Source organism: Nocardioides sp. NPDC127503 (assembly GCF_040302165.1).
Taxonomy (GTDB): Bacteria; Actinomycetota; Actinomycetes; order Propionibacteriales; family Nocardioidaceae; genus Nocardioides.
Genome location: NZ_JBEORH010000002.1, coordinates 517,346 through 542,735, shown reverse-complemented (window position 1 = coordinate 542,735; position 25,390 = coordinate 517,346). Strand labels below are relative to the sequence as shown.

Sequence of the window (25,390 nt, the reverse complement as noted above, 5' to 3'; positions counted from 1 at the left end):
GCCTAGAGGTCGAGCGGGTCGCGGTGGAGAACGACCTTGGTGGTGTGGGCCGGGTAGGCCTCGATGGCGTCGTCCCAGTCGGCGAGCAGGCTGGTGACGCGTTCGGCCTCGAACCCCGTGCGGGCGATGAAGTCGAGCATCTCCGGCAGGTGCGGGCGGACGTGGGAGACGCCGACCTGGAGGGTTGCGCTGGTGGCGTACATGTCCATCACCGGAAGCAGGGTGTTGGCGCCCAGGTAGTAGCCGTTGCCGGTGCAGATGCCGCCAGGACGCAGGGCGCGCAGGGCGTCGCGCAGGCCCTGTCCGGTCGAGGAGGCTTCGACGGCGACGTCGTAGCGCTCCGCGATCCGTGGCACCACTGACTTGCGGCGTGATCTGTCGATCCGGTGGACGGTCGCGCCGAAGCTCTCGGCGATCTCCAGGCGACTGTCGCGGTCGTCGAAGTAGTCGACGCGCTCGGCGCCGAGCAGCACGGCGAGACCGGCGGAGTAGAGGCCGATGCTCTGCGCGCCGCCGCCGATGACGAGGACGCGACCGCCCGGTCGCTGCGCGAGGGTCGGGGCGACGCCGCGCCAGGCGTCGGTGAGGTTGTCGCCGGCCGAGGCGACCCGCAGCGGGTCGACCCCGTCGGGGACCCGCACCAGCATGTGGTCGGCGAACGGGATGCGGAGGGTGTCGAAGATGACGCCGCCCCAGGCCCCGGACATGGGCCCGAACCCGAAGCACGACAGTGTTTTGCCCGGGCTGGTGGGCACGAAGGTCGAGCACTTCGCGGTCAGGCCGAGCCGGCACTCGTAGCAGGTGCCGCACGACACGGCCCAGGGGACGACCACGATGTCGCCCACCCGCATGTCGGTCACCGCCTCACCGACCGCGGTGACCTGCGCGATGGCCTCGTGGCCGATGCCGAACGGGCCCGCGAACGGCTCCTTGCCGATGATGTCGGCGACTGACGGGTCGATCGCTCCAGACCTCATCGCGGCCTGCATCGCCCGGTGCTTGAGCCCGTGGAGGTGCAGCGGGAGCGCGTCGCCGTCGCAGCGGCTCGCGACGAACGGCCGCACCAGCGCATCGCCGGGATCGGCCAGCACCGGGTCGGGCTTCTCCACCCAGCCGAGGTGGCCGGGCTTGATCAGGTTGAGCTCACGCATGCCTTCTCCTTTTGCTATGCTATGCAACACAGCATAGTGGCGAGTCGGAGGAATGGATACATGGGGTTGCGGACCGACACCAGGCAGCGCATGGTCGCCAGTGCGGCGCTCCTGCTGCGCGAACACGGCATCGCCGGTACGTCGGTGGCCAAGGTCTTGGCGCACAGCAACGGCCCTCGCGGCTCGGTGGGATTCCATTTCCCTGGAGGACGCCGCGAGCTGATCACCGATGCGCTCATCTGGGCGGGGGAGAATGTCACCGGCAGTCTGCGTGAGGCGGCAGATGCCGGCGTCGACCCATCGGTGGTCTTCGTCGCCATCTGCCAGCACTACCGGGCGCAGCTCGTCGACACCGACTTCGCGGCCGGCTGTCCCATCGGGGCGGCCATGCAGGAGGCCCATCACGACGCCGATCTGGGGCCCGTCGTCAACGGCATCGTCTCCGACTGGCAGACCGCGCTCGCCGATCTGCTCGTCGGGTCTGGGCGTGCTCAGCCCGAGGCCGACGACCTCGCGGTGCTGGCTATCAGCTCCCTCGAGGGGGCGATCATGGTGGCTCGGGTCACGCGGTCGACGGCTCCGATCGATGTCGTCGTCGACCGCGTCGCCCCGCTGCTCACCGAGCGCGGCTGAGGACAGTTTCACCGACCGCGTCGGCGAAGGCGTCCATGCCGAGCGCGGTGGGGTGGAAGGGGACGGCGCCGTCGAGACTGACCGGGATCAGACCCTCGAGCCACCGTTGTCCGGCAGGAGCGCAGGCCGTGTGGTCGGCGGCGCCCGGGATCGTCCGAAGATCCGTGAACGCGGCGCCGGCCTCGTCTGCGACCTCGCGCAGGACGTTGCTCATGTGGTGAGTCAGCCCGCGCACATAGTCGGCGTCCTGCCGGGTGAGCGGCTGGACGAGGGGGCATCCTCCCTTCGGCAGGTACTCGCCATAGCCGACGACCACCAGCTCGGCGCGCGGCGCGCGGCGCTTGATCTCCTTCAGGGCCGCCTGCAGCTCCGGACGGGTGGCCTCGATCGCGTCATGGACCTTGCTGCCGTCCCGGGTCGCGCACCCGGGAACCAGGCAGCCGAGCACGGAGGTGACGAGGCCGGCGTCGTTGGCGCCGATCGGTCCGAGCGTGACCAGCGTCGTGTCGGCGGTCAGCGCGTCGAGCTGCGGCGGGGCGTCGTACTGCGCCTCCCGCAGGTGGTCGATCTCGGCGCTGGAGCATGTCACGTCGACGTGGGCGGAGGCGTCGACCGCGTCTGCGACGAGGGTGGGGAAGTTGCGCTCGGTGCGCAGGCAGGGGAGCGGCTGCCCGGCCTGCTGCGGGACGATGATCGGCCCGGCGGCCGCGGAGTCGCCGAGGGAGACGTACTTCTCGACCTGGTGCGCCTGCCCCGTGGTGATCCCGGAGGCGGCGTACGCCGGTGTGCCGGTGATCAGCAGGGTCGCGACGGTCAGGAGAGGAAGAGCGGACTGGATGCGCACAGAGTGCTCCTTGTGAGTGGCTCAGATGGCCGCGTCGTGCGGCGTGGCGGGCCGGGCCGTACGAGACCGGGTGATGAGGAAGCCGAAGGCGGTGGCGAGGACGTACATCACGATGCTGTAGACCGCCGCGGGGATGGCCACGGTCGTGTTGTCGAGCACGCTGAGCGCGATGGTGAGGGCCACGGTGGTGTTGTGGATCCCGACCTCCATCGAGGTGGCGATCGCCTGCGCCTGGCCGAGCTTGAACACCCGAGCGCCGAGGTAGCCCAGGCAGAGGCTCGCGCAGCAGAACAGCGTGACGACCACGCCGATCTCGCGGAGGTAGTCGGCGATGTTCTCCCGCTCCCCGAGGATCGCACCGGCCGAGACCAGGACCAGCACGACGATCGAGAAGATCCGTACGGGGCGATCCGCCCGTGCGGCGAACGTCGCTGACCGGCTCCGCACCAGCATCCCGATGCCGACTGGAACCAGCACGATGGCGATGACCTGGACGACCTTGCCGAACTGCAGGCCCAGGGTGTCGCCGGCGTCGAAGTAGGTGATCGCCGCGTTGGTGATCAAAGGGATCGAGACCGCCGCGAGCACCGAGTTGACCGCCGTGAGCGTCACGTTGAGCGCGACGTCGCCACGGAACAGATGGCTGAAGAGGTTCGCCGTCGTCCCCCCGGGCGAGGCAGCCAGCAGCATGACCCCGACGGCGATCAGCGGATCCACGTCCGCGGCCACGACGAGTCCGAACGCGATCAGCGGCAGAACCAGGATCTGGAGCGTGAGCGCGACGAAGACGGCTCGCGGGGTGCGTACGACCCGGCGGAAGTCTGCCGGGGTCAGGCTCAGGCCCAGGCCGAACATGATGATGGCCAAGGCGATGGGGAGGCCGACCGAGAGCAGGGCCGAGTCGTTCACTGTGTGTTCCTCCAACATGCGGGACCGCGACATGCGGCCAAGAGACGTGCGTCACAGTGGACCATGCGGATGGGATGCTCCACAGTCCTATACCGACAATTTGGCCCAAGGTCCCATCGGCCCCGAGGTAGGAGTGTGAGGTCTCACATGTCTGGCGCGGAGCTCGATGCTGAGGATCTGGCCGTGCTGCGACGCATCGCGGACGACATGCGCAGCGAGGCCGCGACTCTTGCTGCTCGGGTCGTACGCATGCTGCCCGCCGAGCTGGCGGCCTATGCCGGGCTGCCGGCCGAACAGCTCGACGGCGACGTACGGGACATCACCACGCGCAGCATCACCGCCTTCGTCGAGCACCTCGGTCGGCCGACCGGGTCGCCGATGCCGCCCGAGGTGCTCTCGGCGGTCGCGGCCTCCGCCGCCCAGCGCGCCGAGGAGGGTGTCGAGATGGGCGATGTCGTACGCGCCTACTTCCTGGGCGCACAGCACATGCTGCAGGTCGTCCATGCGCGGCATCGCGACCAGTCAGGTGCGGTCGTGGCGGAGCTGACCGCGCGACTCATCGACTACCTCCAGGCCGTGACGGCGGCCGTCGCGGACGGCTACCACCGCGAGCGCCAGCTCACCCTCGGCGAGGAGCTCTCCGCCCGGCTCCAGCTCGGCAAGGCGCTCGTGGACGGCGGCGACGTGCCGACGTTGCTGGAAGCGGCATCGCTGGCGGGCCTCCAGCTGGCGAGCGGTTACGCGGTCATCGCGGTCCGCGTCGTCCCCCACTTCGAACCGGGCGCCGACGACGGGGCGCGCTGGACGCCCGGACTGACGGGGTCCCGGACGGACGTCGTTCATGCCCGCGCCTTGCGCCGAACGCGTCAACACTTGCTGCAGCACCTGGGTCCGGACGTGTTGTGGCTGCCGCACTATCGCGACGGCCTGGTGCTGGTACCGGTTCGAGGCGAGGCCGATGAGGGTGAGCTGGATCCGGCCGCCATCACCAGCCTGCTGGCTGGATCGGGCATCTCGGTCTTCGGCGGTCTCGCCCACGGTCGCACCGAGGCCGCGGGAGTCGCGCAGGCTGCACGTACGGCGATCGAGGTCCGCGATCTCGCCGATCGCCTCGGCCGTCGTCCCGGCTGCTACGGGATCGTCGACGTCGCCCTCGAATATCAGATGTCCCGTCCAGGGCCGGCGCAGCAGGCGCTCGCCGACCTGGTCGAGCCGCTGGGCAGCGAGCCGGTTCTCCTCTCCACCCTCGAGATCTTCGTCGCCGAGAACCGGCACCGCTCGCGAAGCGCCCGCCGCCTCCAGGTCCACCCCAACACCATCGACAACCGACTGCGCCGCATCGCCGCACTCACCGGTCTCGACCCGTTCCGCCAGGAGGACATGACGCGTCTGCAGGCTGCGATCGCCGCACGTGCAACCGACGGCGGACACCGCTGAGGTCGAAGCGGGTCAGTCAGTGACGTGGGTGTGGGGATGCGCCGGTTAGGGCGAATGCACCGGTGACCCGGATGACGTGACTTCCTCGGGCCCATCTTGCGAGGAGATCGCGGTCGACGTCAGGGCGGGACGCTCGTCGGGCACCGGGGCAGGCTCGCGAAGTTTCGGTGCTGCCGGCGACCACGCCTTCAGGTGCTGAACGACGTCGCCGTAGAACGTATCCAAGAGGTCGATCACTGAGTCGATGAACGCTCCGCGTCCGCGGCCACGCTTTGCGCCCATCGGAGCTGACAATGCGACGCGGAAGGTCCTAATTTCCTTCTTCGGGTCCGTGATGAGACACGTCGGTTCCTCGCGGACCTTTCCGAGTAGCTCGGCGGCTCCTGTGCCTCGCGAGTTGGCGACGAAGGACTCGACTCGCGTCGAGTCGGGTGCATGCTTGAGTTGTCGGACTATCCAGTTGATTCGCGTCGTTGGGCGACCTTCGCGGGGTGCGTCCAGGTCGATGTAGCAGGTGACACGGCCTGCCCTCAGGTCGGCGAGTATGTTGATCGGACCGACTGCGTTCGGAATGCGAATGGATCCGGCAAGTTCGGCGTCGTTGACCATTCTCGTGAGGACAGATTGTGCGCGGAGCGATGGATCTGCCTGCTCCTTCCTCGTCAGGATCGGGAGTACGTCGGTGCCTAGCTTCTGGCCGAGCCGAAGGCTGACGTACTGAAGCAGAGCGTCGAACCGTGCAGCGACTTCAGGAGCGCTCCTGTCGGATGCGCGAAGGGTGCCGGCGATCACCGCATCCCGAACCGCGACCCAGTTCGCCCCCATGTCCTCGAGTTCCATCGCGCCGGAGCGAGGGTGCTCGAGATAGCGGATCAGCTCGCCGAGAATCCAAGCCTGCTCAGGATCGGAGACGCCCCGGTGTTCCTTCTGCATCACGGCTGTCGACAGAACGTACGACCATGACCAGTGATGGAGTGCGACCTTCTTCAGTTTGCGCTTGTCCACCTTCGTCGGATGCTGCCCGGCAATGCCCGGGATCTCGTTGCTGATCGTGATTAATGCGTCGAACCCCTCGTCCCGTGCGATGTCGAGATAGTTCTCCAGCTGCTCTGTTTGAAGCTCGTTCTTTCCTGTCTTCACTTCGACGAGGGCAGTCCATGACTTCGTGCCACGGCTCACACGAATGAGACCGTCTGGGTAGCAACGTCTTTCGCTCAGCATGAATGGGACTTCGATGTACGTCTCGATCTGTCCGGCTGGAGCGCCGAGATGCCCTAAGAGAGCCTTTCCGAACTCCTTGACAACGCTCATCACTGCCAGAACCGCTGAGGTGGCACGCCTTTCTTGTTCCTCCGCGCCACTGATTCCTGAGGTTGGGATCAATCGTGCTTCATGCCAGGTTTCCTCGGACATAGGTCACGACGCTACGCCGCCCTGAAGCCCAATGCCCGTCAAACGAATGAAGAGCATCGCTAATTCGTCGAAATTGCGTCACATGTGTCGGAGCCAGGGATCCGAAGGATTGATTGCCGCTGAGGCCTCCGGATGCAATTTCAGTCGAGTGCCGTCGAGATTCGACGGGCTCATGCGAGCTTCGAGGCGACCTCGTTGAGGTTGGCGCGGAGCTTGGCGCGGTAGGCGTCGTGCTGCTCGGGCAGCCGTGCGTCGCAGAAGGCGGCCAGGTCGGTCCCGGTGACCTCGATGACCGAACGACCAGCAGCGGCCTCGGTCTCGAACAGATCGAGGATCTCGCGGAGGGTCTCGACGATGTCCATCCCGTCGCCGGCGGTGAAGCGCCACATGTAGCTCTTCATCTCCGAGTAGACGGTGCGGTAGTCCGCGGGAAGCTCGGCGGCGCGGGCTTCCATGCGCTTCCAGTCCTTCTTGTCACCTACGAGGCGGCTGAGGAGGTTGTTCATGGTGATGCTCCCTTGTGATCGGTTGGTGTGTGTTTCCCGGCTCCTTGTTTGGGGCCGTGAAAGAAGCGTGCAGCCCTGACGTAGCGTCAAGGTCAAGCACCGATCTGAAGAAAGTTCTCGAGAGCCCTGGGCGAGGCGAGGTTTCCCGCGGAAGTGACCGTGTTGGTCTCGACACGCCCCCGCCTAGCGGCTCCGGCGGCTCGACCAGCGAGGGCAGACGGCTCCCTCTGGTGGTCGGATCGGCGGGCCGACCTGTTCGCCCATCGAGACGACCCAGGGCCCCGATCCGACTATGTGTAGTAAATCGCGTTACATTACTACCTCGCCATTTTCGATTGCACATAGGAGGCCCCCATGGAGCGGCTGATCATTTTTGCTCTTGTCGGTCTCGCGGCCCAGGCTGTCGACGGGTCGCTGGGCATGGCGTACGGCGTCACCTCGAGCACTCTGCTGGTCGCGACCGGTGTCGCGCCTGCGGTCGCCTCGGCGTCGGTGCACCTGGCTGAGGTCGGCACGACGTTCGTCTCGGGCGTCTCGCACTGGCGGCTCGGCAACGTTGACTGGAAGGTCGTGGCGAAGATCGCGATTCCGGGCGGCATCGGCGCCTTCGCCGGCGCGACCGTCCTCTCCAGCATCTCCACCGAGAGCGCCACGCCTTGGGTGGCCGGCCTCCTGCTCGTCCTGGGCATCTACATCATCGCCCGCTTCGTCTTCGGCAAGCCCCCGGTCTTCATCCCGGGCCGTCGCCCGGGGCTCGGTCTGCTCGCGCCGCTGGGACTCTTCGGCGGCTTCATCGACGCCACCGGTGGTGGCGGCTGGGGGCCGGTGACCACGCCCACCCTGATCTCGAGCGGCACCCTGCACCCGCGCAAGGTGATCGGCTCGGTCTCCACCGCAGAGTTCGTCACGACCCTCTCGGCGAGCGTCGGATTCCTCGTCGGACTTGCCGGGGAGGCGCTCGACTGGCGCGTCATCGCCGGCCTCCTCATCGGCGGCGTGATCGCGGCCCCGTTCGCCGCCTACCTGGTCAAGCACCTCTCGCTGCCCGTCCTCGGCGGCCTGGTCGGCAGCATCATCCTGGTCACCAACGGACGTACGCTGCTGCGCAACTTCGAGGCCGAGTCGGTGGCTGCTTACGGCTTGCTCTTCGCTGTCGCGGCCGTGATCGTCGTGATCGCGGTGCGGAAGGCCGGCGGCAAGCTCGGCGGCGCCCCGGCGCAGGACCCGGCACCCGAGTCCGAGGCCGCCAACGCCTGACGCTAGCAGGCGGCCTCGGACGGACGTCAGCTTCGCCCGATGTCGGTTGTGGCCGCGGCCTCCTGCAGCGCCTCCTTCTCCGTCTCGGTGATCGTGCCCGCCTTCAGCAGGGCAGCGGTTCGCTCCGCGACGAAGGCGCGGAACTCTCCGGGCGATGACCACGCGTGCTCCTCGGCGAACTGCTCGGACAGACACCATCGACCATCCACGGCCCGGTCCTCGACGCCGGAGTTGGCCAGCTCTTCGGGGACTCCCAGCCACACCGTGCCCTGGCAGACGACCGCGTCAGCAGGCTGGGCGTTGATCGTGGTGTTGACCAGGCGTAGGCCTTGGACGTGCTCGGCGAGCATCGGCGTGCGGACACCGGAGAAGGACGAGTTGAGGATGTTGATGTTGGTGACCGGCGAGCGGGCGTAGCCACGCAGGAAGATCGCGTGCGTGCCGCCGACGCTGTGCAGGTCCTCGATGTAGATGTCGCGCACCGTGGGGGTGAAGTCACCCGCGTCGCCCTCCTCGTACCGGAAGTCGACCCACACCGCCTGGCCGCCTTGCTGCGGCACCGCGTTGTCGCGCACGTAGATGTCCTCGACCACACCGCCGCGTACGGAGTTGGTCTTGATCCGGACGACGCGGTCGAGATCGGGGCTGTCCATGACGTTGTCCTGCGCGAAGACGTTGCGTACGCCGCCCGACATCTCGCTGCCGGCGACGACCGCGCCGTGGCCCGCCTGCATGTAGTTGCCCTCGATGAGGATGTTCTCGGCAGGTACGCCGATGCGACGGCCCTCGGCGTTGCGGCCGGACTTGATCGCGATGTTGTCGTCGCCGGTGTTGAAGAAGGTGTTCGTGATGAGCACGTCGCGGCTCGACTCGGGGTTCACGCCGTCGTTGTTGGGGCCGAGGCTCTCCAGATGTACGCCGTCGATGGTCACGTTCTCGGACAGCGTCGGGTGCAGCAGCCACATCGGCGAGTTGTTGAGGGTGACGCCCTGGACCAGGATGTTGCGGCTCTCGTAGAACTCGACGAAGTTCGGCCGGATGTAGTGGCCGGCGCCGAAGACCCGCTCCTCGACGGGCACACCCTCCTCGCCCATCCGGAAGAGCTCGTTGCGGTCCGGTGTCTCGGGGCGCGGGCTGTCCGCCTTCCAGTCCCACCAGTTGTCGGCGTCGGCGTTGCCGTCCAGGGTCCCGCTCCCGGTCACGGCGACGTTCTCCACCCGATGGGCGTAGATGAAGGGGGAGTAGTTGTAGAGCTCGACGCCCTCGTAGCGCGTCTTCACCACCGGCAGGAAGTCCGCCTTGTCGCGGCTGAACCGGATGGTCGCCTCGTCGGCGAGGTGGAGGTTCACGTTGCTCTTCAGGTGGATCGCCCCGGTGAGGAAGACGCCCGCAGGCACCTCGACCCGACCGCCGCCGGCCTCGTTCACCGACGCGATCGCGTCCTTGAAGGCGTCGGTGCTCTTGGTCTGGCCGGTCGGGTCGGCGCCGAAGTCGACGACGCTGACCTCGCGCTCGGGGAACGTCGGCGGCTTGATCCGGGCACGGATCTCGTCTGCCTGAGCCCACGCTTTGGATGTGTCCGTCGGGTCGCCCGGTGGAGGCGGGGGTGCCTGGCCTGCGACGGCAGACGGAGCGGTGAGGGTCAGGGCGCAGAGCAGGCCGATCACCACGCCGAGGATGCGAGCGGGCCACCGCGTCGAAGATGCGAGATGTGTGACGTACGTCTCATTCCGAGTCATGAAGGTCATGCTCGCGTCAGCCGTCGAGGGCCGTCCAATGCCGATCCGGACTGGCGCGATACCTTCCGGGAAGCGCTTTCCGGGGATCGTTCGGAGGCTGGCGAAAAGTTCTTCCGATGTCGATGTCGAAGGAGCACGATGAGGTTCGACGCACAGGTGTCGGCCACCGAGAAGCGGTTGGCCCCGAACTGAGGAGCACATCATGCCGCGTTTCATGGGTTTCGTGAGGATGGAAGAGGGGATCGGCCCGGCGCCGGAGGCCCTGTTCAAGGCGATGGACGACTACATCGGCGAGCAGGCAGCTGCTGGCCACTTCCTTGACGGCGGCGGCCTCTTCGGCAGCGAGGACGCGGTGAACTTCATCGTGGACAAGGGTGAGGTCACCCGGGTCGACGGCCCGTACGCCGAGGCCAAGGAGGTCGTCGGCGGCTGGGCGCTGACGCGTTACGACACCCTCGAGGAGGCGATCGCCGGGCAGCAGGAGTTCGCGCAGCTGCACGCGACGCACTGGCCGGAGTGCAAGGTCGTCGCCACCCTGCGCCAGATCTCCGAGGCCGACTGACGCCTGCGAGAGATACCTCGGCGGTGGCTCAGACGCCGCCGAGGTGCAGGGAGGCGTACGTCTCCTTGACGAAGCGGAGGTGGCTCCAGGTCTGGGCCTCGCGGACGCCGTCGAGCTCGCGGATGTGGTCGAGGACCCCGACCAAGTCGCCCGAGGTGGCGGTGTTGACGGTGAGCAGGGCGTCGTAGCGACCCAGGGTGCGGGCTACGAAGGTGGCTGCGGGGAGCCGGGCGAGCTGCTCGGCGATCGGGCGGTGGGCGGCGCCGTCGAGACGGAGACCGATCCCGGTGGCCGTACGCCGCTCCTGGCCAGAGTGACGGAAGACGGCGCCGACCCGGACGACGTTGCCGTCGAGCAGCCGGACCACACGCCGGCGGGTGCCAGCGGGGGAGAGGCCGACGCTCGCGGCCAGCTCGACGTAGGACGCGCGGCCGTTGGTCTGCAGCGCGCGCAGCAGGGCGTAGTCGGTCGCATCGAGCGACCCGGCGGCGGGTGCGGGGCCGACCGGGGCGGCCACGTCGCGGATGACCTCGGTGTAGAGCAGGGTCTCGGTGGTGACGATGCCGTCGATCGCGCGCACCTCGGCGAGGGCGTCGTCGATGCGGCCGATGTCCGTCGCCCGCAGCTCCAGGACCAGGGCGTGCTGGCCGCTGGTCATCGAGACCAGCGTGGTGTCCTCGCGCGCCGCGGCGGCCTGTGCGACCTGGGTTGCGGAGCCGTCCACGGTGACCGAGACGTGGGCGAGTACGTCATGCCCGAGAACGGCAGGGTGGACGACGCCCCGGACGTCGATGTGCCCCTCGGTCAGCAGCCGCTGGACCCGAGTGGCCGCGGCCGATCGGGAGAGGCCGACCTGGGCGGCGATCTCGCGGTGGGTGAGGCGACCGTCCTCCTCGAGCAGGACGAGGATCGCCTCATCGGTGCTGTCGAGGACTCCGGGCGTGATTTCGTTCGACATTTTTTCGGAGCGTCTCCGGGGTCGGATCGATCCTCAGGGGAGGGGATCTGATGCCATTATGACGGATTCTCCGACCGCGACCGGCATATCGACAGCTATTACAGCCAGGTTAAGAACGAAACGATTGCGGCGGCGTTCCGGGTGCTCTTACAGTGACGCAGATCTCAGCCCACCCACAGACCGCATCCCACCCACAGACCGCATCCTCAGGAGGCCCGGTGCCCACGGACCCGATCACCAGCACGCAGCACCAGCCGCCGCCGAGGGTCACCGAGGTCGAGCAGCACGGCGTCGAGCCGATCCCCGACCCCGAGCGCAGCGCCCGGCCGCTCGACCTGTTCCGGCTCACCTTCGGTGGCGCCAACACGATCGCCACCGTGGTGCTCGGCAGCTTCCCGATCCTCTTCGGGCTCTCCTTCGCGCACGGCCTGATGGCCACGATCCTCGGGCTGCTGCTCGGTGCCGTCGTCCTCGCCCCGATGGCGCTCTTCGGCCCGCGCAACGGCACCAGCAACTCGGTCAGCTCCTCGGCCCACCTCGGCGTGCACGGCCGGATCGTCGGCTCGTTCCTCTCCCTGCTCACCGCGCTCGCGTTCTTCTCGATCTCGGTGTGGAGCTCGGGCGATGTGCTCGTCGGCGGTGCCAACCGCGCGGTCGGGCTGCCGGAGAACGACCTGACCCTGGGGTTGGCGTACGGCCTCTTCGCCGTGCTCGTCCTGGTCGTGTGCATCTACGGCTTCCGGTTCATGCTGCTGGTCAACAAGGTCGCCGTGATTGCCGCGACCCTGCTCTTCCTGCTCGGCATCGTCGCCTTCGCCGGCGACTTCGACCCCGGCTACGCCGGCGCGTTCGGCTCCGGCTCGGAGGCGTTCGGCGAGCCCGGCTTCTGGGCGGCGTTCGTCGGCTCGGCGCTGATCGTGATGTCCAACCCGGTCAGCTTCGGCGCCTTCCTGGGCGACTGGGCCCGCTACATCCCACGCGACACCCCCGGACGCTCCTCGATGGCTGCCGCGTTCCTGGCACAGATCGCCACCCTCGTACCGTTCTGCTTCGGGTTGGTCACCATGACGATCATCGCCACCCGCGAGCCCGAGATCTTCGCCTCCGGTGCGTACGCCTCCGGCCTGCTTGCGATCGCTCCGGGCTGGTACTTCGTGCCCGTCGCGCTGATCGCCCTGATCGGTGGCATGTCGACCGGCACCACCGCGCTCTACGGCACCGGGCTGGACTTCTCCAGCGTCTTCCCGCGCTTCAACCGCGTCCAGTCCACCGTCTTGATCGGGGTCTTCGCGATCGGCGTCATCTTCATCGGAAGGTTCGTCTTCGACGTGGTCTCCAGCATCTCCGCCTTCGCCGTCCTCATCGTCAGCTGCACCGTCCCCTGGATGATGGTGATGATGATCGGCTGGTACGTCCGGCGCGGCTGGTACGACTCCGACTCGCTGCAGGTCTTCAACCGCCGCCAGCGCGGGGGCCGCTACTGGTTCGCCCACGGCTGGAACTGGCGCGGCCTGGCCGCCTGGCTGATCGCGGCCGCCGTCGCGCTCACCTTCGTGAACGTGCCCGGCCAGTTCGTCGGTCCGGCCGCGCCGCTGATCCCCGGCGGGGTCGACATCTCCATCCCACTCGGGATGGGACTCGGCGCGCTGCTCTACCTCGGTCTGCTCTTCGCCTTCCCCGAGCCGCGGGACGCCTACGGTCCCGAGGGACCCCGGCTGGTGCCGACCGGACCGCCCGCGAACACCCCGGTCATCTCGGTCGACGACGCGGCGGCGCCTGCCGCCACCGTCGTCGGCTGACTCGACCGCCACACCGCACCACCCCGCCACACCGCACCACGCAAGGAGAACCACCCATGCCCATCGGGCCCGTCGACGCCTCCAAGAACCCCCGCTACGCCGGCTTCGCGACGTTCGCGCGGCTGCCCCGCCTCGATCAGGTGGAGCACGCCGACATCGCGGTCGTCGGAGTGCCGTTCGACACCGGCGTCTCCTACCGTCCGGGTGCCCGCTTCGGCCCGGCGCACGTACGTGAGTCGTCGCGGCTGCTGCGTCCCTACAACCCGGCTCTGGACGTCTCGCCGTTCGCCTCGGCCCAGGTGGTCGACGCGGGCGACATCGCGGCCAACCCGTTCCACATCGAGGAGGCGCTCGATACGGTGCAGGCATCGGCGCTCGACCTCACCGCCGGTGGCACCCGGCTGGTGACGATCGGCGGCGACCACACCATCGCCCTGCCGCTGCTGCGGGCCGCCGCCGAGCGGCACGGTCCGGTCGCGCTGGTGCACTTCGATGCCCACCTGGACACCTGGGACACCTACTTCGGTGCCGAGTACACCCACGGCACCCCGTTCAGGCGGGCGGTGGAGGAGGGCATCCTCGACACCGAGGCGCTATGTCACGTCGGCACCCGCGGACCCCTCTACGGCAAGAAGGACCTCGAGGACGACCGCCGCTTCGGCTTCGGGATCGTCACCTCCGCAGACGTCTTCCGTCAGGGCGTCGACGAGGTCGTCGAGAAGATCAAGCAGCGGGTCGGCAACCGTCCGGTCTATGTCTCGGTCGACATCGACGTCCTCGACCCGGCGCACGCCCCCGGCACCGGCACCCCCGAGGCCGGCGGGCTCACCTCCCGTGAGCTGCTGGAGATCCTGCGCGGCTTCGTCGGCCTGAACCTGATCGGCGCCGATGTGGTCGAGGTCGCCCCGGCGTACGACCATGCCGAGCTGACCGGCGTCGCGGCCTCGCACGTGGCCTACGACCTGGTCTCGCTGCTCGCGATGCGCCACCTGGGTGGAGTGTGATGGGACGCAACGGCGGCGATGTCACCGTCGAGAGCCTGACCGCTCTCGGCGCGACCCACGTGTTCGGCATCCCGGGCCAGCACGCGCTGGGTCTCTTCGACGCCATCCGCCGCAGCGACCTGTCCTTCGTCTCCTCCCGGGTCGAGAACAACTCGGTCTTCGCAGCCGACGGATACGCCCGTACGACCGGCGAGGTCGGCGTGGTGTTCTGCTCCACCGGGCCGGGGGCGCTCACGGCGCTGGGCGCGCTCCAGGAGGCGTACGCCGCGTGCGTCCCGATCCTGATGATCACCAGCCAGATCCCGCGCGACGGGCTCGGCGGTGCCCGCAAGGGCTACCTGCACCAGCTCGACGACCAGCAGGCCAGCGCCCGCAACGTCACCAAGACCACGGCCGTCGTCCGGGACGCGGCCGCCATCCCCGGCGTGCTCGCCGATGCGTGGGCCGCCGCCCAGGAGGCGCCGGCGGGGCCGGTGTGGGTCGAGATCCCGCAGGACGTGCTCCTCGAGGACGTCACGGTGCCACCGGTGGCCGGCCTGACCGCAGCGGTTCCCGTGCCGCGCCGGCCTCGGCCGGAGGTCGCCGCCGAGGCCGCCCGGCTGCTGGCCGCGGCCCAGCGCCCGGTGATCCTCGCCGGGGGAGGCGTACGCCGCTCCGCGGGCGCTCCGCAGGCGCTGGTCGCCCTCGCCGCGGCCCTGGACGCGCCGGTGATCTCCACCTCAGGCGGCAACGGCTCGATCCCGCTCGCGCACCCGCTGAGCGCAGGCGCGTGGATCGAGGACCGGTACACCACCGACCTGCTCGACGATGCGGATGTCCTGCTCGCGGTCGGCACCTCCTTCGGCGAGGTGACCAGCAACTACGGCACGTTCGCACCGCGCGGCCGGGTGATCCAGGTGGACGCCGAAGCCCGCGTGCTCGGCTCCAACCACGACGTGCTCGGCATCCATGCCGACGCCGCCGCGGCTCTCACCGACCTGGCCGCGGCGCTTCCCGGCGCCGGTGAGCCGGGCCCGAGGCGGTCCGGCACGCGAGTCGCTCAGGATCTGCGTACCCGGGTCCAGGCTCGGCTCGACGCCCAGGACCTCGCCGCCGAGCAGCGGCTGCTCGCCGACCTGCGTGCGGCGGTGCCCGACGACACCGACACCTTCTGGGACATGACCATCGCGGCGTACTGGGCCTGGTCGGCCTGGGATCCACGCTCCGGCGGCTTCCACACCGCGCAGGCGTCCGGCGGTCTCGGGCCGGCCTTTCCCTCGGCGATCGGCGCAGCCGTCGGGACCGGACGGCGTACGTTCGCGGTCACCGGCGACGGCGGCGCGATGTACTCGATCGCCGAGCTCGCCACCGCCCGCCAGCACGACGCCGAGGTCACCTGGCTGGTGATCGACGACGGCGGCTACGGGATTCTGCGCGAGTACATGACCGGGGCCTTCGGCGCCGCCACCGCCACCGAGCTGGCCCGACCCGACTTCGTCCGACTGGCCGAGGCGTTCGGCATCCCCGTCCACGCCGCGACCCCGGACACCGTCGGCGAGATCGTCGCCGGCACCTTCACCACCAGCGGCCCTGCTGTGGTGGTTCTTCCGACCGTCCTCCGCATGTTCGCCCCCACCTGATCGGACACCTCATGGATCTCGCCATCATCGTCATCTACCTCGCCGCCATGGTCGCCTTCGGCTGGTGGGGCAAGTCCCGGACCAAGGACAGCTCCGACTTCCTCGTCGCCGGCCGCCGGCTCGGCCCGGTGCTCTACACCGGCACCCTGTCCGCGCTCGTCCTCGGCGGCGCCTCCACCGTCGGCGGCGTCGCGCTCGGCTACGAGTTCGGCCTCTCCGGAGCATGGCTGGTGGCGGCGATCGCCCTCGGCGTCCTGGCGCTCAGCCTGTTCTTCGCCGGGAAGATCCAGCGGCTGCGGATCTTCACTGTGGCTCAGATGCTGGCGCTGCGCTACGGGGTCGGGGCGACCGCAGCCTCGGGCGTGGTCATGGTGGCCTACACGCTGATGCTGGCGGTCACCTCCACGATGGCGTACGCGACCGTGTTCAACGTCCTGTTCGGGACCGACCGGGTCGTCTCCGTGCTGATCGGCGGCGTCATCGTGGTGATCTACTCCACCCTCGGCGGGATGTGGTCGATCACCCTGACCGACATGGTGCAGTTCGTGCTGCAGACCGTCGGCATCTTCGTCCTGCTGCTGCCCTTCACCTGGAACCACGCCGGCGGCCTGGACGGGATCAGGGCCAGGGCTGCGGACTCCGTCTTCGAGCTCGGCGCGATCGGCACCGGGACGATCATCACCTACGTCGTCGTCTACACCTTCGGGATGCTGATCGGGCAGGACATCTGGCAGCGTGTCTTCACCGCCCGTTCGCCGCAGGTGGCGCGCTGGGGCGGCACAGCGGCCGGTGTCTACTGCCTGCTCTACGGCGTGGCCGGCGCGCTGATCGGTGCCGCTGCCTCTACCTTCGTCACCGTCGAGGACCGCAACGACGTGTACGCCACGATCGCCGAGTCGATCCTCCCAGTCGGCGTCACCGGACTGGTGCTTGCCGCCGCCGTGGCAGCGATGATGTCGACCGCCTCGGGCGCCCTGATCGCGACCGCGACGGTGGCCCGAACCGACGTGCAGCCGCTCCTCGCCCGGTTGATCGGACGCACCCCCGCGCGGGTCCAGGACGAGGCCGAGAACCCCGAGCACGACGTGCTGGCCAACCGGATCTACGTCGTCGCGATCGGTGCCGTCGTCGTCGTGATCGCCTCGCTGCTCGACGACGTCGTCTCGGCGCTGACGATCGCCTACGACATCCTCGTCGGCGGTCTGCTGGTGCCGATCCTGGGCGGCTTCCTCTGGCGCCGCGCGACCGGCGCGGCGGCCGTGGTGGCGATGGCCGCCGGCACCGCCGCGACCCTGGCGACGATGGCGATCGTCGGCGACGTCCTCGCCAACGAGCCGGTCTACGCGGGCCTCGCGGTCAGCGCCGTGGCGTACGTCGTGGTCAGTCTGCTCACGCGTCCGACCGACCCCGCGGTGATGCGGGAGTGGACCAAGCGGCTCGCAGGTCGAGAGACCTCGGACGGATCCGGCGTGGTGGACGCTCCGGCCGCCGAAGGCGTGTGACTTCTGCCGAACTTGTCACGAATCGCGCCGCTGTCCGGTCTCATTGTCGATGCGGGTAGAAGGACGATCTGCGCCACCGGCGCAGACGAGGGGATGGGGCTCAGCATGCTCGACCAGGACAGCTCAGGCGAGGACACCCTCGAGGCGGCGGTCGAGGTGTTCGACCAGTCGAGGCATCGATTGTTCGGGATCGCCTACCGGATCCTGGGAAGCGTGGCCGAGGCGGAGGACATCGTCCAGGAGGCCTGGCTGCGCTGGCAGCAGACCGACCGGAGCGCCGTACGCAACCCGGCGGCATTCCTGACGACCGTGGCGACGCGTCTGGCGATCAACGTGGCCGAGTCGGCACGCTCGCGCAGGGAGACGTACGTCGGTCCGTGGCTGCCGGAGCCGGTGGACACCGAGGCAGATCCGACCCTGGGTGCGGAGCGGGCCGAAGCCTTGGAGAGCGCGACGCTGCTGCTGCTCGAGCGGCTGCGGCCGGACCAGCGTGCGGCGTACGTCCTGCGGGAGGCGTTCGGCTACTCCTACGACGAGATCGCGGAGATCCTCGAGATCTCCAGCGTCAACGCCCGCCAGGTCGTCAGCAGGGCCAAGCGCGGCGTCCTCTCCGAGCGCCGTGACCCGGTGGACCCGGCGAAGCACCGCGAGCTGCTCTCCGCGTTCGTCGCCGCCGCGCAGAACGGAGACCTCGCCCAGCTCGAACGCGTCCTGGCCGCCGACGTCGTCAGCCTGTCCGACGGCGCCGGCATCGTCGGCAACGCCGCCCGCCGCCCTGTCGTCGGACGGACGCCCGTCGCCAAGTTCGTGCGGGCCTTCTCCAGCTGGTGGTGGGACGGAGCCACCACCAGCTGGATGGAGACCAACGGGCGGCCGTCGCTGCTCGTCCATCGCAACGGCGAGCCGGTCGCACTGCTGAGCATCGCCGCGTCCGCTGCCGGCATCGAGCAGCTCATGTGGGTGATGGTCCCCGACAAGCTCGTACGCCTCAGGGGCGACGAGTCGGGACGGTGACCGTGGCGTCGAGCCACTGGTCGAAGCTCGGCCCGACCAGGTGCCCGCCCTCGCCCGGCAGCAGCACACCGTCGCGCACCAGCTCGCCGACTGGTGCGCCGGTGACCTGCACCGGGTCACCGGCCCGCTCGGCGTAGGCGGCCGACAACCGGGCCAGGTTCTCCCGCTGGGGACCGGCCACCTCGACGAGGTCACCCTCGATCTCGCCGGTGGCCACGGCGAGAAGCACCTCGACCATCGCGTCGACGGCGACGGGCTGGGTCACCAGGTCCGGCACGGTGGTGCGGTCGCCGTCACGGCCCCAGCCGATCGCCTGGCAGGCGATGTCGTGGAACTGCGCGGACCGGACCACGTGCGGGCCGGGCGCGTGCGCGACGCAGGCCATCTCCTGGGCGTACTTCGCGCGGTAGTAGCCGTCGAAGCCGGTGCCCGCCTCGGTCTCGGACGCGGCGATCTCGTCCACCCCGATGATCGAGAGGACAACGGTGCGGCGTACTCCTGCCTCGTGGGCGGCCGTGCCGAGGTTGGTGGCGGCAGCGGTGAAGAACGCGGTGGCGCCCTCCTCGTCGAGCGACGGGCTCTGGACGACGTCGACAAGCGCCTCGGCGCCGGACAGTGCATCGGCGAGCCCTGTCGGCTGGAGCACGTTCGTGCCGGACTCCTTGGACAGCCCGACGACGTCGTGGCCGGCCGCCTGGGCGGCTCTGGCGAGTGCCGATCCGACGAGGCCGCTGACTCCGGCGATGGCGATACGCATGGTGGTTCTCCTTCGTGGTGGGAAATTCACGACCCGATGAGGCCGAGCTGGATGGCGATGGGGGAGAGCGAGAAGCCGCCGGCGACGAGGACGGCGACGGCCATCGCGGCCGCCTTCGCTGCCTGACGCCGCTTGGCGGTCAGCGTCCAGCCGAGGGTCTGCAGGGAGCTCCAGGTGCCGTGCCACAGGTGCATCCCGAGGACGAGCATCGCGGCGAGGTAGATGGCGGTCGACCACCAGACGCTGAACGTGTCGACGACCAGGTTGAACGGGTCGTTCGTCGGGCCGCCGCGTACGTTGACCTTGCCGATCGTGAAGTTGACCAGGTGCCACCCGAGGAAGAGGAAGATCGCCAGGCCGCCGGTGAGCATCGTGCGCGAGGCGAACGACGAGGCGCGCCGCGGCGGCCGGGCGGCGTAGCGGCCCCCCGCGCGGCGGGCGCGTCGGGCGAGGACGATCGCGCTGGAGACATGCGCCACCAGAGCGGCGATCAGCCCGACGCGCATGATCCAGAGCAGCCCGGAGCGGGGGAGGATCGGCTCGCCCAGGGTGCGCAGGTGCTCGGCGTACTCGTTGTACGCATCGTGGCCGCTGAACGCCTTCAGGTTGCCGTAGACGTGACCGAGCACGAAGGCGATGAACAACAGGCCGCTGATGGCCATGACGAGCTTCAGCGTGATGGTCGACGACCATGCCCGGCGTCGCGCTAGCGAGGTGTGCATACCCAGTTGACCGAGCAGGGTCGCGAGGTGTGACACCTGACCCGCCAAGTCATCTGAAAATGAGCATTGTCAAATTCTCGGGCGCGGCTTAGGGTCACTGTGTCCGGTTCGCCTGGAGAGATTCGCCTGGAGAGTGGTCTGTCATGGTCAAGCGTTCTGCTGTCATCCGTGTCGTCGTCGGGCTGCTCGCGGCCTCGAGCCTGCTGATCGCCCCACCGGCGCAGGCGGCGGGAGGCGTCAACGACGCCGCGTGCCGGCCGTCGGCCGACCATCCCAACCCGGTCGTCTTCCTGCACGGCCTCGGAGCCAACAAGGACGAGGACCTCAACTTCCTCCAGGCCGACGTCGCGGCGCAGGGCTACTGCACCTACAGCCTGACCTACGGCACCGGTGCGTACGGTCCGTTCGTCGGCGGGGTGGGGGACATCGCCAGGTCGGCGGCGCAGATCAAAGCCTTCGTCCAGAACGTGCTCGCGCAGACCGGCGCCGCGAAGGCCGACCTGGTCGGCCACTCCGAGGGTGGCTTCCAGACGCTCTACGTCACCAAGACGCAGGGCATCTCCGACCGGATCGACAAGGTCGTCGCCATCGCGCCGCCGACCCACGGCACCACGTTCGCCGGCCTCTACCGGCTCGGCATGGCCCTGGGCGCCGACGAGCTGGCCGGACAGGTGCTGACCACCTTCGGCTGCATCGCCTGCTCCCAACTGGTCACCGACGGCAGTGCCGTACGCACCCTGACGAACGGCCCGATCGCGCAGCCCGGCGTGACGTACACGATCATCCAGTCGAGGTACGACGAGCTCGTCACGCCCACCGAGACCGCGTTCGTGCGCGAGCCGGGCGTCACCAACACCTACGTCCAGGACGTCTGCCCGCACGACCCGGTCGGCCACATCGGCGAGGCCTACGACACCAACGTGTGGCACATGGTCAAGAACGCGCTCGACCCGGCCAACGCCGCGCCCTTCGTCTGCTCGGTCGGGTCGCCCGGCTGATGGCGCAGGAGGGCCGGTCGTACGGCGGGCGGACCCCCGAGGAGCGTGACGCCGAGCGGCGTCGGCGGCTGCTGGAGACCGCCAAGGAGATCATCGGCACGAAGGGCTACGCGGCGACCACGATCCCGGGTGTGTGTGCCGCCTCGAAGGTGTCGACGCGGCACTTCTACGAGATCTATCCGGGCAAGGAGGATCTCTTCGTCGACCTCTACGACCGGATCACCGCCGACTCCTACGCGCGAGTGGCGACCTCCTTGGAGGCGACCGCCGGGAAGCCGATCTTCGAGCGAGTGCCCGCAGCGGTGCTGGCCTATCTCGATCCGATGCTCAAGGATCCTCGCGTCGCTCGGATCGCGTTCGTGGAGATCATGGGCGCGAGCCCGCGCATCGAGAAGCTCCGGCTCGACTATCGCGAGACCCTGGTCGAGATCGTGGGCACCGAGTGCTCCGCCTCCGTGGGCCGGGGCGAGATCCTCGATCGTGACTGGCGCTTCGCCGCGCTGGCTCTCGTGGGTGCGGTGACCGCCATCGTCTACGACTGGGCGCTCCATCAGCCGCGCTCCAGCCGCGAGGCGCTCGAGGCCCAGCTGGCCGATCTCGCGCTCGTCCTGCTGACCTCCGACCCGCCCGGCTAGCAGTCGCCCGTGTATCTCCTCGCCACCTGGGTACCGGCCAGGTGTACAGCGATGAGGAGGAACGCAATGTTCAAGAAACCAGGAATGCTGGCTGCCTTCGGGATCGGCTATGTCCTCGGCGCTCGCGCTGGACGTGAGCGGTACGAAGCCATGGTCACCAAGGCACAGGACCTGTGGCACGACCCTCGGGTGCAGGAGAAGGCGCACCACGCCGGGTTCGTCGCCAAGGAGAAGGCGGCCACGGCCCGTGACACCGTTCAGCACAAGATGCCCGGCGGCACCACGCCGTCCGAGACGCCGACCCCGACCCCGACCCCTCACGCGGCGCCGAGCGCCACGCGTCCGGGCACGGCCGGGGACCCGGTGACCGACATGCCGCGGGGGTGGGAGTCGTGACACTTCATCATTCCGATCGCCAGACCGACGCGTCGATGGGTGAGCTGGTCTCGCGGCTCTCCACGGAGATGTCCACCCTCATGCGTGGCGAGCTCGAGCTCGCCCGGCTCGAGCTGACCGAGAAGGCCAAGCACACCGGCAAGGGGGCCGGAGCGTTCGGCGCCGCCGGCCTGGTGGCTCTGTACGGCGTCGGGGTCCTGATCGCCACGGCGATCCTCGCCCTGGCGCTGGTCATGGACGCCTGGCTCGCCGCGCTGCTGGTCGGAGTCGTGCTCCTGATCATCGCCGGCTGCATCGCCCTGTTCGGGAAGAAGCAGGTCTCCGAGGGGACTCCGATGAAGCCCGAACGCGCCACCGAGAACCTCAGGCGGGACGTGGAGACCGTCAAGCACCGCCACGCCGAGGACCACACCCCGAGGAGTACGCCATGACGAACGACCACGTCAGCCGACCCGTCGAGACCGGCGACGACAGCATCGCCGCGGTCGAGGCCGATCTGGACACGACCCGACACGAGATGGCCGACACCCTCGACGAGCTCGCTGCGCGGCTGGACGTGAAGACGCGCGGGCAGGAGAAGGCTCATGAGCTGAAGCAGCGTACGCAGGTGGCCGCCAGGTCCCGAGACGTACAGATTCGGAGCGGCATCATCGCCGCGATCATGCTTACCCTGATCCTGATGCTGGCCAGGAGGAAGCGTCGCCGGGTCAGCGACGACGAGTAGGCCGGGTCAGCCGGTCGAGAAAGGCCACGAGCAGCGCCTCGCGCATCGCGGCGGAGGCCAGGTCGAGCATCGCGTTGACCTCGGCCATCCGCTGCGGCAGCGCGAGGCGGTGTCCTGAGCTTGTCGAAGGGTCGCCCTCTGCGCCGGCGGCGCCGACGAGCCCGGCGGCGAGCAGCAGGCCGTCGAAGTCCTCCTCGGACAGGGAGAACGGGTCGAGGTCGCCGATGAACGCCGCGACGGCCGGATCGACGGTGACCGGGCCGGTGGCCACCGCGGCCGCGACCGCCTCGGCGAGAGCGGCGAGGAGCTCCGGTGCGTGGGGGAGCGTGGCCGCGCTCACCGACAGGTGGATGGTGGCGGGGGAGCCGCCGAAGGACATCTGCGGTTGGACGTACCAGCCGCGCACCGCCATCTCGTCGCAGACCGTGAACGGATCACAGCTGCCGTCGGTGGCGAGCGCGAGGAGCGTCGAGTCGGGAGTGCTGACCACGGCGAGCTCGGGCATCTCCTCGACGCCGGCGCGGATCCGGTCCACCGCCTCGAAGACGTCGCGGGTGAGTCGCTCGTATCCCTCATCGCCAAGCGAGCGCATCACTGCCCAGGCGCCGGCCAGCGGTCCGCCGGACTTCGTCGACTGCATCGTGGAGTTGAGCATGGTGTAGCCCGGCCACGCGGCCGAGGCGAAGAACTGCGGCCGCCGCAGCTCCGGGGTGCGGTGCAGCAGCACCGAGGTGCCCTTGGGGGCGTAGGCGTACTTGTGCAGGTCGACGGAGATCGAGGTGACGCCCTCGACCGCGAACGTCCAGGCCGGTACGTCCCGTCCCAGCCGCGTCGCGTAGGGCAGCACCCAGCCACCGATGCACGCGTCGACGTGGCAGCGGATCCCGCGCTCGGCCGCGGCTGCCGCGATCTCGGTGACCGGATCGATGACCCCGTGCGCGTAGGACGGCGCCGAGGCGACGACCAGCACCGCGCGCTCGTCCATCGCCGCGGCCATCGCGGCGGGATCCGCCCGGAAGTCCGGCCCGACCGGCACCAGCACCGGCTCGACCCCGAAGTAGTGCGCGGCCTTGTGGAACGCGGCGTGCGCGGTCGACGGGAGCACCATCCGCGGCCGCTCGATCGCGGGGTGCGCGTCGCGTGCGGCCTGCACCGCGAGCAGCACCGACTCGGTGCCCCCGGAGGTGACCGTGCCGACCACGGACTCGGGTGCGTCGAGGAGGTCGGCGGCCATGCCGACCACCTCGGTCTCCATCCGGAGCAGACTCGGGAACGCGGTCGGGTCCAGGCCGTTCGAACCGGCGTAGGCGGCCACCGCCTCGCAGCCGATCCGGTCGATGTCGGGCAGACCTGAGTCGTAGACGTAGGCGAGGGTGCGGCCACCGTGCACCGGCAGGTCGGCGGCCTGCATCGTGCGGAGCTGGGTCAGGGCGTCGGTCATACGGTCACGGTCCCATCAACGTCGTCGGCGGTGAGCGAGTAGCGCCGCAGCCAGAACAGGCTGAGGAGAGCCAGGCAGGCCGGCAGCACGGAGAATCCGAGTGTGATCGCGGTCAGCGCCGAGTCCGGTTGGGCGACGTCGCTCCCGGTCGAGGAGCGGTAGCCGCCGAGCGCGAGCACCGCGGCGTACACACCGGGCCCGAGCGCGAGCCCCAGGGTCTCGCCGGCGGTCCAGACGCCGGTGTAGACGCCGATCCGGCTCGACCCGCTGCGCCGGGCGTCGACGGCGGCCGCGTCGGGAAGCATCGCCATCGGGAACACCTGGCACCCGGCGTACCCGGTCCCGACGAGCACCACCGCGGCATAGACCAGGGCGACCGGCGCGGTCTGGGCGGTCGCGGCGAGCAGCGCGCCGACGGCGAGGACGACCGAGGCGGCGACGTACCCGTTCTTCTTGCCGATCCTGGCGCCGAGCGCCGCCCAGGCGGGAGTGAGCAGCAGCGCGGGGCCGACGAAGCAGACGAACAGGACCGTCGCCGCGCCGTCGCGGCCGATCACGTCGCCGGCCAGGTAGTCGACACCGGCCAGCATCGCCCCGAACGCGACGGCCTGGATCACGAACGTGATGAGCAGCCGGCGGAAGTCGGGCGCGGCCGCGACGATCCGCAATTGGTCACGCAGACTGCCCGGCCCCGGCTGGACGGTGTGGACCGGCGCCCGGCGGGTGCCGACGTACGCGCTGAACACTCCGACCAGGATGAGCACCGCCATCACCACGCCCATCACGCGATAGCCGTCGCGGCCACCGACGGCGTCGCGGATCATCGGCGCGGTCGCGCCGGCGAGCAGAATGGTGAGCGCCAGGATCGCGACCCGCCACGTCATCAGCCGCGTGCGTTCGTCATAGGAGTCGGTCAGCTCGGCGGGCATGGCGACATAGGGCACCTGGAAGAACGCGTACGCAGTCGCGCAGGCCAGGAAGAGGATCAGCACCCACAGCGCCTCGAGCCCGGTCGCCATCGACGGCGCCGCGAACAGCAGCGCGAACGCCACCGCCAGCGCGATCCCGGCCCGACGCAGCCACGGCCGCCGCGGCCCTCGCGGGTCCACGGTCCGGTCGCTGATCCGGCCCGCGATCGGGTTCAGCACGACATCCCACGCCTTCGGCGCGAACACGATGAACCCCGCCGCCAAGGCCGCGATGCCGAGGCTGTCGGTCAGGTAGGGGAGCAGCATCAGGCCAGGGATCGTGCCGAACGTGCCGGTCGCCACGGACCCGGAGCCATAGCCGATCCGTACGCCGGGCGGGAGGGTCGGGGCGGGCATGCCCGACATAGTGCCGTGGCCGAGCCCACGGCGTCAGGGGTTTCG

The 25,390-nt window shown here is 69.4% G+C and carries 25 protein-coding genes; 14 read left to right on the top strand and 11 right to left on the bottom strand.

Going from position 1 to position 25,390, the window contains the following annotated elements; all coding sequences use genetic code 11:
• Positions 1–2: 2 nt before the first annotated feature.
• Positions 3–1,151, bottom strand: coding sequence for a zinc-dependent alcohol dehydrogenase (locus ABTW65_RS06625; RefSeq protein ID WP_350659166.1), 1,149 nt, complete (start codon positions 1,149–1,151; stop codon positions 3–5).
• A 60-nt stretch (positions 1,152–1,211) separates the two neighbouring features.
• On the opposite strand from ABTW65_RS06625, the gene ABTW65_RS06620 reads away from it, so the two are divergent.
• Positions 1,212–1,784: a TetR/AcrR family transcriptional regulator gene (locus tag ABTW65_RS06620; RefSeq protein WP_350659165.1), complete on the top strand. Its 573-nt coding sequence runs from the start codon at positions 1,212–1,214 to the stop codon at positions 1,782–1,784.
• Here ABTW65_RS06620 and ABTW65_RS06615 read toward each other — a convergent pair.
• The gene (locus ABTW65_RS06615; RefSeq protein ID WP_350659164.1) at positions 1,768–2,628 is read right to left on the bottom strand and encodes an SGNH/GDSL hydrolase family protein; all 861 of its coding nucleotides are present in this window, start codon (positions 2,626–2,628) and stop codon (positions 1,768–1,770) included. The two genes, ABTW65_RS06620 and ABTW65_RS06615, sit on opposite strands and share 17 nt — an antisense overlap.
• A 21-nt stretch (positions 2,629–2,649) precedes the next feature.
• The gene (locus ABTW65_RS06610) at positions 2,650–3,537 is read right to left on the bottom strand and encodes a bile acid:sodium symporter family protein (RefSeq protein WP_350659163.1); all 888 of its coding nucleotides are present in this window, start codon (positions 3,535–3,537) and stop codon (positions 2,650–2,652) included.
• A 147-nt stretch (positions 3,538–3,684) separates the two neighbouring features.
• On the opposite strand from ABTW65_RS06610, the gene ABTW65_RS06605 reads away from it, so the two are divergent.
• Complete coding sequence (locus tag ABTW65_RS06605) at positions 3,685–4,974, top strand: PucR family transcriptional regulator (RefSeq protein ID WP_350659162.1); 1,290 nt, start codon at positions 3,685–3,687, stop codon at positions 4,972–4,974.
• Positions 4,975–5,019: 45 nt separating this feature from the next.
• Here the strand turns inward: ABTW65_RS06605 and ABTW65_RS06600 are convergent, their stop codons facing one another.
• Both ABTW65_RS06600 and ABTW65_RS06595 read right to left on the bottom strand, forming a co-directional pair.
• The gene (locus ABTW65_RS06600; protein ID WP_350659161.1) at positions 5,020–6,387 is read right to left on the bottom strand and encodes a hypothetical protein; all 1,368 of its coding nucleotides are present in this window, start codon (positions 6,385–6,387) and stop codon (positions 5,020–5,022) included.
• Between the two features lie 170 nt (positions 6,388–6,557).
• A complete protein-coding gene (locus ABTW65_RS06595; RefSeq protein WP_350659160.1) occupies positions 6,558–6,893 on the bottom strand; it encodes a DUF1048 domain-containing protein in 336 nt (111 codons plus the stop codon).
• A gap of 354 nt (positions 6,894–7,247) precedes the next feature.
• Here ABTW65_RS06595 and ABTW65_RS06590 point away from each other — a divergent pair, with 354 nt between their 5' ends.
• Positions 7,248–8,150: a sulfite exporter TauE/SafE family protein gene (locus ABTW65_RS06590; RefSeq protein ID WP_350659159.1), complete on the top strand. Its 903-nt coding sequence runs from the start codon at positions 7,248–7,250 to the stop codon at positions 8,148–8,150.
• A 26-nt stretch (positions 8,151–8,176) separates the two neighbouring features.
• On the opposite strand, the gene ABTW65_RS06585 is transcribed toward ABTW65_RS06590, so the two are convergent.
• Entirely contained in the window at positions 8,177–9,889 is a 1,713-nt protein-coding gene (locus ABTW65_RS06585) for a glycoside hydrolase family 28 protein (RefSeq protein WP_350659157.1), read from the bottom strand.
• Between the two features lie 202 nt (positions 9,890–10,091).
• Here ABTW65_RS06585 and ABTW65_RS06580 point away from each other — a divergent pair, with 202 nt between their 5' ends.
• Positions 10,092–10,451 (top strand): YciI family protein, encoded by a 360-nt coding sequence (locus tag ABTW65_RS06580; RefSeq protein WP_350659156.1) that lies wholly within the window; start codon positions 10,092–10,094, stop codon positions 10,449–10,451.
• Positions 10,452–10,479: 28 nt separating this feature from the next.
• On the opposite strand, the gene ABTW65_RS06575 is transcribed toward ABTW65_RS06580, so the two are convergent.
• Complete coding sequence (locus ABTW65_RS06575) at positions 10,480–11,409, bottom strand: Lrp/AsnC family transcriptional regulator (protein ID WP_350659155.1); 930 nt, start codon at positions 11,407–11,409, stop codon at positions 10,480–10,482.
• A gap of 218 nt (positions 11,410–11,627) precedes the next feature.
• On the opposite strand from ABTW65_RS06575, the gene ABTW65_RS06570 reads away from it, so the two are divergent.
• The 5 genes from ABTW65_RS06570 to ABTW65_RS06550 all read left to right on the top strand — a co-directional run bounded on the left by ABTW65_RS06570 (position 11,628) and on the right by ABTW65_RS06550 (position 18,347).
• Positions 11,628–13,208, top strand: coding sequence for a purine-cytosine permease family protein (locus ABTW65_RS06570; RefSeq protein WP_350659154.1), 1,581 nt, complete (start codon positions 11,628–11,630; stop codon positions 13,206–13,208).
• Between the two features lie 56 nt (positions 13,209–13,264).
• On the top strand, positions 13,265–14,212 hold the full coding sequence (speB, locus tag ABTW65_RS06565; RefSeq protein ID WP_350659153.1) for an agmatinase: 948 nt from the start codon (positions 13,265–13,267) through the stop codon (positions 14,210–14,212).
• A complete protein-coding gene (locus tag ABTW65_RS06560) occupies positions 14,212–15,831 on the top strand; it encodes a thiamine pyrophosphate-binding protein (protein WP_350659152.1) in 1,620 nt (539 codons plus the stop codon). The genes speB and ABTW65_RS06560 overlap by 1 nt, the downstream gene beginning before the upstream one ends.
• A gap of 11 nt (positions 15,832–15,842) precedes the next feature.
• Positions 15,843–17,333 (top strand): sodium:solute symporter family protein, encoded by a 1,491-nt coding sequence (locus tag ABTW65_RS06555; RefSeq protein WP_350659151.1) that lies wholly within the window; start codon positions 15,843–15,845, stop codon positions 17,331–17,333.
• A gap of 105 nt (positions 17,334–17,438) precedes the next feature.
• The gene (locus ABTW65_RS06550) at positions 17,439–18,347 is read left to right on the top strand and encodes an RNA polymerase sigma-70 factor (protein ID WP_350659150.1); all 909 of its coding nucleotides are present in this window, start codon (positions 17,439–17,441) and stop codon (positions 18,345–18,347) included.
• On the opposite strand, the gene ABTW65_RS06545 is transcribed toward ABTW65_RS06550, so the two are convergent.
• Both ABTW65_RS06545 and ABTW65_RS06540 read right to left on the bottom strand, forming a co-directional pair.
• On the bottom strand, positions 18,322–19,104 hold the full coding sequence (locus tag ABTW65_RS06545) for an SDR family oxidoreductase (protein ID WP_350659149.1): 783 nt from the start codon (positions 19,102–19,104) through the stop codon (positions 18,322–18,324). The two genes, ABTW65_RS06550 and ABTW65_RS06545, sit on opposite strands and share 26 nt — an antisense overlap.
• Before the next feature lie 26 nt (positions 19,105–19,130).
• A complete protein-coding gene (locus ABTW65_RS06540; RefSeq protein ID WP_350659148.1) occupies positions 19,131–19,862 on the bottom strand; it encodes a succinate dehydrogenase cytochrome b subunit in 732 nt (243 codons plus the stop codon).
• 107 nt (positions 19,863–19,969) lie between these two features.
• Here ABTW65_RS06540 and ABTW65_RS06535 point away from each other — a divergent pair, with 107 nt between their 5' ends.
• From ABTW65_RS06535 to ABTW65_RS06515, 5 genes are all read left to right on the top strand, one after another.
• Complete coding sequence (locus ABTW65_RS06535) at positions 19,970–20,824, top strand: esterase/lipase family protein (protein WP_350659146.1); 855 nt, start codon at positions 19,970–19,972, stop codon at positions 20,822–20,824.
• Complete coding sequence (locus ABTW65_RS06530; RefSeq protein ID WP_350659145.1) at positions 20,824–21,459, top strand: TetR/AcrR family transcriptional regulator; 636 nt, start codon at positions 20,824–20,826, stop codon at positions 21,457–21,459. The genes ABTW65_RS06535 and ABTW65_RS06530 overlap by 1 nt, the downstream gene beginning before the upstream one ends.
• A 66-nt stretch (positions 21,460–21,525) precedes the next feature.
• Entirely contained in the window at positions 21,526–21,855 is a 330-nt protein-coding gene (locus ABTW65_RS06525) for a hypothetical protein (protein ID WP_350659144.1), read from the top strand.
• Positions 21,852–22,286, top strand: coding sequence for a phage holin family protein (locus ABTW65_RS06520; protein WP_350659143.1), 435 nt, complete (start codon positions 21,852–21,854; stop codon positions 22,284–22,286). The genes ABTW65_RS06525 and ABTW65_RS06520 overlap by 4 nt, the downstream gene beginning before the upstream one ends.
• Positions 22,283–22,579 (top strand): DUF3618 domain-containing protein, encoded by a 297-nt coding sequence (locus ABTW65_RS06515; protein WP_350659142.1) that lies wholly within the window; start codon positions 22,283–22,285, stop codon positions 22,577–22,579. The genes ABTW65_RS06520 and ABTW65_RS06515 overlap by 4 nt, the downstream gene beginning before the upstream one ends.
• Here ABTW65_RS06515 and ABTW65_RS06510 read toward each other — a convergent pair.
• Together ABTW65_RS06510 and ABTW65_RS06505 are read right to left on the bottom strand one after the other, a co-directional pair.
• Entirely contained in the window at positions 22,563–24,020 is a 1,458-nt protein-coding gene (locus ABTW65_RS06510; RefSeq protein ID WP_350659141.1) for a pyridoxal phosphate-dependent decarboxylase family protein, read from the bottom strand. The two genes, ABTW65_RS06515 and ABTW65_RS06510, sit on opposite strands and share 17 nt — an antisense overlap.
• Positions 24,017–25,345 carry an MFS transporter gene (locus ABTW65_RS06505; protein ID WP_350659140.1) on the bottom strand — a complete coding sequence of 443 codons (1,329 nt, stop codon included), beginning with the start codon at positions 25,343–25,345 and terminating at the stop codon, positions 24,017–24,019. Before ABTW65_RS06505 ends, ABTW65_RS06510 begins: the two co-directional genes overlap by 4 nt.
• Positions 25,346–25,390: the final 45 nt, after the last annotated feature.

Bases quoted from the DNA above. Each gene is read 5' to 3' on its own strand.
- speB (WP_350659153.1), top strand. From the start codon at position 13,265: ATGCCCATCGGGCCCGTCGACGCCTCCAAGAACCCCCGCTACGCCGGC.
- ABTW65_RS06550 (WP_350659150.1), top strand. From the start codon at position 17,439: ATGCTCGACCAGGACAGCTCAGGCGAGGACACCCTCGAGGCGGCGGTC.
- ABTW65_RS06515 (WP_350659142.1), top strand. From the start codon at position 22,283: ATGACGAACGACCACGTCAGCCGACCCGTCGAGACCGGCGACGACAGC.
- ABTW65_RS06625 (WP_350659166.1), bottom strand. From the start codon at position 1,151: ATGCGTGAGCTCAACCTGATCAAGCCCGGCCACCTCGGCTGGGTGGAG.
- ABTW65_RS06530 (WP_350659145.1), top strand. From the start codon at position 20,824: ATGGCGCAGGAGGGCCGGTCGTACGGCGGGCGGACCCCCGAGGAGCGT.
- ABTW65_RS06605 (WP_350659162.1), top strand. From the start codon at position 3,685: ATGTCTGGCGCGGAGCTCGATGCTGAGGATCTGGCCGTGCTGCGACGC.
- ABTW65_RS06595 (WP_350659160.1), bottom strand. From the start codon at position 6,893: ATGAACAACCTCCTCAGCCGCCTCGTAGGTGACAAGAAGGACTGGAAG.
- ABTW65_RS06525 (WP_350659144.1), top strand. From the start codon at position 21,526: ATGTTCAAGAAACCAGGAATGCTGGCTGCCTTCGGGATCGGCTATGTC.
- ABTW65_RS06600 (WP_350659161.1), bottom strand. From the start codon at position 6,387: ATGTCCGAGGAAACCTGGCATGAAGCACGATTGATCCCAACCTCAGGA.
- ABTW65_RS06505 (WP_350659140.1), bottom strand. From the start codon at position 25,345: ATGCCCGCCCCGACCCTCCCGCCCGGCGTACGGATCGGCTATGGCTCC.
- ABTW65_RS06560 (WP_350659152.1), top strand. From the start codon at position 14,212: ATGGGACGCAACGGCGGCGATGTCACCGTCGAGAGCCTGACCGCTCTC.
- ABTW65_RS06585 (WP_350659157.1), bottom strand. From the start codon at position 9,889: ATGACTCGGAATGAGACGTACGTCACACATCTCGCATCTTCGACGCGG.
- ABTW65_RS06510 (WP_350659141.1), bottom strand. From the start codon at position 24,020: ATGACCGACGCCCTGACCCAGCTCCGCACGATGCAGGCCGCCGACCTG.
- ABTW65_RS06575 (WP_350659155.1), bottom strand. From the start codon at position 11,409: ATGTCGAACGAAATCACGCCCGGAGTCCTCGACAGCACCGATGAGGCG.
- ABTW65_RS06620 (WP_350659165.1), top strand. From the start codon at position 1,212: ATGGGGTTGCGGACCGACACCAGGCAGCGCATGGTCGCCAGTGCGGCG.
- ABTW65_RS06555 (WP_350659151.1), top strand. From the start codon at position 15,843: ATGGATCTCGCCATCATCGTCATCTACCTCGCCGCCATGGTCGCCTTC.
- ABTW65_RS06545 (WP_350659149.1), bottom strand. From the start codon at position 19,104: ATGCGTATCGCCATCGCCGGAGTCAGCGGCCTCGTCGGATCGGCACTC.
- ABTW65_RS06535 (WP_350659146.1), top strand. From the start codon at position 19,970: ATGGTCAAGCGTTCTGCTGTCATCCGTGTCGTCGTCGGGCTGCTCGCG.
- ABTW65_RS06590 (WP_350659159.1), top strand. From the start codon at position 7,248: ATGGAGCGGCTGATCATTTTTGCTCTTGTCGGTCTCGCGGCCCAGGCT.
- ABTW65_RS06580 (WP_350659156.1), top strand. From the start codon at position 10,092: ATGCCGCGTTTCATGGGTTTCGTGAGGATGGAAGAGGGGATCGGCCCG.